This is a genomic window from Acidisphaera rubrifaciens HS-AP3, from assembly GCF_000964365.1.
Lineage (GTDB): Bacteria > Pseudomonadota > Alphaproteobacteria > Acetobacterales > Acetobacteraceae > Acidisphaera > Acidisphaera rubrifaciens.
Genome location: NZ_BANB01000082.1, coordinates 1 through 4,034, shown reverse-complemented (window position 1 = coordinate 4,034; position 4,034 = coordinate 1). Strand labels below are relative to the sequence as shown.

The 4,034-nt window shown below is 71.7% G+C and carries 3 protein-coding genes; all 3 read right to left on the bottom strand.

Features of this window, described 5'->3' with window-relative positions; translation table 11 throughout:
• Positions 1–993: bacteriohopanetetrol glucosamine biosynthesis glycosyltransferase HpnI (hpnI, locus tag B8460_RS02975; RefSeq protein WP_241771088.1), on the bottom strand; the 993-nt coding region annotated here is incomplete at its 3' end.
• The gene (locus B8460_RS02970) at positions 990–1,628 is read right to left on the bottom strand and encodes an ABC transporter substrate-binding protein (protein ID WP_048860084.1); all 639 of its coding nucleotides are present in this window, start codon (positions 1,626–1,628) and stop codon (positions 990–992) included. The genes B8460_RS02970 and hpnI, both read right to left, overlap by 4 nt.
• Positions 1,625–3,586: a 1-deoxy-D-xylulose-5-phosphate synthase gene (dxs, locus tag B8460_RS02965; RefSeq protein ID WP_048860083.1), complete on the bottom strand. Its 1,962-nt coding sequence runs from the start codon at positions 3,584–3,586 to the stop codon at positions 1,625–1,627. The genes B8460_RS02970 and dxs overlap by 4 nt, the downstream gene beginning before the upstream one ends.
• Between the last annotated feature and the right edge of the window lie 448 nt (positions 3,587–4,034).

Here is a 4,034-nt window from a genome sequence, read left to right as displayed (position 1 = left end):
GCCCCGCGCCAGCCACACCAGCGTATAGAACGCCGCCGCCCAGCCGGATGGGCTCAGCAGCAGCATGACCAGCGCCCAGGCCAGCGGATACTGCACGGCCGAGGCGACGAAGGACGCCGGGACCAGCGCGCGGATCGTGCGCGCCCAGCGCAATTCATGAACCAGGAGCGGGCGCAGGCGCCGCTCGGGCACGGTCGTGACGGGCACCGTGTCGGCGAGCGCGATCCGAAGGCCCTGCCCCCGCACCAGCAGGCCGAGGATGTGGTCGTCCGCCAGATGGTCGGCGAGGGCGACCAGCCCGCCCACCCGCTCCAGCGTCTCCCGCCGGAGCATCATCGTGGCGCCGAGGCAGTCCTGCCGCCCGAGCGCCCGCGCCAGCAGCGCGCCCGGCAGGAAGGTCTCCGTGATCTGCAGCGCCCCAAGGCGCCCGACGAGGCGGCCGACCCAGTCCGACTCGCCGCCGGCCGGCAGCGCCCCGTACAGCGTCGTCACCAGTCCCACGCCGGGCTCGTCCAGGGCGGCGACCGCCCGGCACAGATAGTCGGGCGCGGTATGCAGGTCGCTGTCGGCCAGCACCAGCACGTCGTGACGGGCGTGCGGATACATGTTGATCAGGTTGCCGATCTTGCGGTTCGCGCCGTGCTGCATCGGCTCGACCACGATCGTGATGTCGCGGTCGGGGAACCGCGCGGCGATGCGTTCGGCCACGGCGCGGGCCGGGTCCGCCGGGTCCTGCACGCCGAAGACGATCTGATAGACCGGATAGTCCTGCCGGCAGATGCTCTCCAACGCCGCCTCCAGCAGCGGCTCGTCGCCGTAGAGCGGCTTCAGGACGGTGATGGGCGGCCAGTCGCGCATGGACGACCAGCGCGCCGGCGCCGGCCGATGCCGTACCGCCGCATCGGCGAAGCGGCGCACGAGCCAGGCACCGGCTAGCACCTCGGCCACGCCGGCCGCGGCGAGCAGGCCGGCCAAAACGGCTGGAACGATCACGACGGCAACGATCCTCCGGACAGGTCCGCCACCTTCTTGCGCAGCACGTTGATCAGCGGTGTTGCCGTGTTTTCGGCCACATAGCGACGGAAATCCGACCGCTGCACCGCCACCCGGCTGATCGTGCCGTCGAGCAGCACGTCCACGACCCGCCAGCCATCGGTCTCCTGGCGCATCTGGAAGTCAATGCGGTGCCCCTCGCGGCCGGGCACCAGGATGCGGGTCTGCACGATCTGGTCCGCCCCGACGCTGCGCAGATCGGGCAGGATCTCGAACCGCGCGCCGCTGTCCCCGGTGAAGTTGGCGATCCAGCTCGCGGTCGTAAACTGCGCGAAGACGTGGCCGAGCGCCGCCTGCTGGTCCGGCGAGAAGGACTGCCAGCGCGGGCCGACGCAGGCGCGCAGGATCACGGCCAGGTCGAACACCCGCTCCACCACCGGCGCGAGCATGTCGTAGCGCTGCGCGAAGGAGGCCCCGGAGGCCTTCATGACCGCCGACAGCGCCGCCTGGAACTGCGCCACCGGCGCCGTCACGTCGCTGTCGGGCGCGGCGTGCGCCGGCCCGAGCGGCAGCACCAGCCCGGCCAGCGCCAGCCCGGCCAAGCGCAGCGCGGCGCGCCGGCGGGTCGTGATCATGTCGTCGCCGTGACGCTGCGCAGCGGGCCGCCCGCCGCGTCCCCCAGCTTCATCGCCTGCATCGCGACGCGGACGATGTCGCGCGCGGACAGCCCGGCCTCGGCCATCTGGCGCGTCTGGGAGTCGTGATCGATGAAACGGTCCGGTAGCGTCATCGGACGGAACTTGAGCCCGCCGTCGAGCATTCCGCGCCATGCGAGATGGTGCATCACCGCCGATCCAAAGCCGCCGGCAGCCCCCTCCTCCACCGTGATCAGCACCTCGTGGTGACGGGCCAGCTGTTCGATCAGCGCCGTATCCAGGGGCTTGGCGAAGCGCGCGTCGGCGACCGTCGCCGGCAGGCCGTGGGCGGCCAGTTCGTCGGCGGCCCGCAGCGCATCGACGAGCCGCGTGCCGAGCGAAAGGATCGCGACCGAACCGCCCTCGCGCAGCAGCCGGCCGCGCCCGATCGGCAGCACCTCGCCAATCTCCGGCAGGGCGACGCCCGTGCCCTCGCCGCGCGGATAGCGCAGCGCGCTCGGGGCGTCGTCGATCGCGGCGGCGGTCGCCACCATGTGGACCAGCTCGGCCTCGTCCGCCGCCGCCATCAGCACCATGCCCGGCAGGCAGCCGAGATAGGCGATGTCGAAACTGCCGGCATGCGTCGCCCCGTCCGCCCCGACCAGCCCCGCGCGGTCCATCGCGAAGCGCACCGGCAGCCGCTGGATGGCGACGTCGTGCACCACCTGGTCATAGGCGCGCTGGAGGAAGGTCGAATAGATCGCGCAGAACGGCCGCATCCCCTCGGTCGCCATGCCGGCGGCGAAGGTCACGGCGTGCTGCTCGGCGATCCCGACATCGAAGCACCGGTCCGGGAAGCGCTTCGCGAACCGGTCGAGCCCGGTGCCGGAGGGCATCGCGGCGTTGATCGCGACGATCTTGTTGTCGCGCTCGGCCTCGGCGATCAGCGCATCGGCGAACACCTTGGTATAGGTGGGCGGGCCGGGCGGCGACTTGTCCTGCACCCCCGTGACGACGTTGAACCGGCTCACGCCGTGATATTTGTCCGCCGACTCCTCGGCCGGGCCATAGCCGTTGCCCTTGCGCGTGATCGCGTGGACCAGCACCGGCCCGAGATCCTCGGCATCGCGCACGTTGCGCAGCACCGGCAGCAGGTGGTCGATGTTGTGGCCGTCGATCGGGCCCACGTAGTAGAAGCCCAGCTCCTCGAACAGCGTGCCGCCGGTCAGGATGCCGCGCGCATATTCCTCGGCCCGCCTTGCCGTCCGCTCGATGCCGCGCGGGAAGCGGCGCGCCATGCGCACCGCGAGTTCCCGCAGCGACAGGAAGCTGCGCGAGGAGATCAGCCGCGACAGATAGGCGCTCATCGCGCCCACCGGCGGGGCGATCGACATGTCGTTGTCGTTGAGGATGACCACGAGGCGGGAGTTCAGCGCCCCGGCGTTGTTCATCGCCTCATAGGCCATGCCCGCGCTCATGGCACCGTCGCCGATGACGCAGATCACGTTGCGGTCCGCCGCCGCCGCGTCCACGCCCGCCGCGAGCTTCAGATCGCGGGCTACCGCCATGCCGAGGCCGGCGGAGATCGAGGTCGAGGAATGGGCGGCGCCGAACGGGTCGTATTCGCTCTCCGACCGGCGGGTGAAGCCGGACAGGCCGCCGCCCTGGCGCAGCGTGCGGATACGGTCGCGCCGGCCGGTCAGGATCTTGTGGGGATAGGCCTGGTGGCCGACATCCCAGATCAGGCGGTCATGCGGTGTCTCGAACACGGCATGGATCGCCACGGTCAGCTCGACCACGCCGAGGGCCGAGCCGAGATGCCCCCCCGTGACGGACACGGCATCGATCGTCTCGGCCCGCAGCTCGTCCGCGACCTGGCGCAGCTGCTCGGCCGAGAAGTTCCGCAGGTCCGCCGGTATCCTCACCCGGTCGAGGAGCGGCGTGTTCGGTTTTGACATGCGTTCTTCCACCTTTGTCGTATCACCCGCCCCGGCACCCCGGCCATCTGCCCGGGCGGGACAGCCCGGGCACCGCGGCGAAGGGAGTCAGTGCGAGCGCGAGACCACGTGCGCCGCGAGCGCCCGCAGAACCAAGGCCCGTTCGCCGAAACTGTCCAGATGCCCGGCGGCCTGTCGGGCCAGCATTGCGGCGTGCGCGCGGGCGCGCTCGGCGCCCAGGACCGCCACCAGCGTCGCCTTGCCCGCCGCCTCGTCCTTGCCGGCGGTCTTGCCGATCGCCGCCGTGCTGCCCTCGGCATCCAGCAGGTCGTCCGCGATCTGGAAGGCCGCGCCGAGGTCGCGCCCGTAGGCCGCCAGCAGGTGGCGCTGCCCGACCGGGGCGCGGCCGAGGATCGCGCCGGCCTCGGCGCTGAACTGGATCAGATCGGAAGAGCACACGTCTGAACTC